This window comes from Vibrio sp. YT-19(2023), from assembly GCF_033337395.1.
This window is the reverse complement of the sequence record NZ_JAWOQN010001019.1, coordinates 1-543: the sequence shown is the minus strand read 5'-3', so window position 1 is coordinate 543 and position 543 is coordinate 1. Positions and strand designations below refer to the sequence as shown.

Below are 543 nucleotides of genomic sequence, written 5' to 3'. Positions count from 1 at the left end.
GCAGCCGATGATTCAAAAGCACTTTTAGAAGATGCACTGAGTGCAGCGCCACCGACTATTCGCGATAAAGTAACGGTGATGGACTGGAACAATAATGTTCTGCAAGAAGGTTCTAGCCAATACACTTGCTTCCCAACGCCACCTCAATTGGAAGGCATTGCTCCAATGTGTATGGATGGTCCTTGGATGGAATGGGCAGACGCTTGGATGAACAAAAAACCTTTCCAAGCCAAAGCATTAGGCATTTCTTACATGTTAGCGGGTGATGGCGGTGCCAGTAACACCGACCCATTTGCAGAAGGGATGACGGACGATAATCAATGGATTGTGGAAGGGCCACACTTGATGATTATTACCCCAGACCAAGCGTTGCTGGACTCTCTACCAACCGACCCAAGTTATGGTGGCCCATACGTGATGTGGAAAGGCACGCCATATGCACACATTATGATTCCCGTTGGAGCGAGAAAATAAAAAGAAAAAATCCGATATTCAGTATTTTTAATATCGGATTTTTATTTCATTATCGAGCCAACCAAATTC

The 543-nt window shown here is 45.1% G+C and carries 1 protein-coding gene; it reads left to right on the top strand.

The annotated features are described in order from the left end of the window. A partial coding sequence (locus tag R7E78_RS29780) for a hypothetical protein (protein WP_318059102.1) occupies positions 1-474 on the top strand: 474 nt, incomplete at its 5' end. Positions 475-543 lie beyond the last annotated feature (69 nt).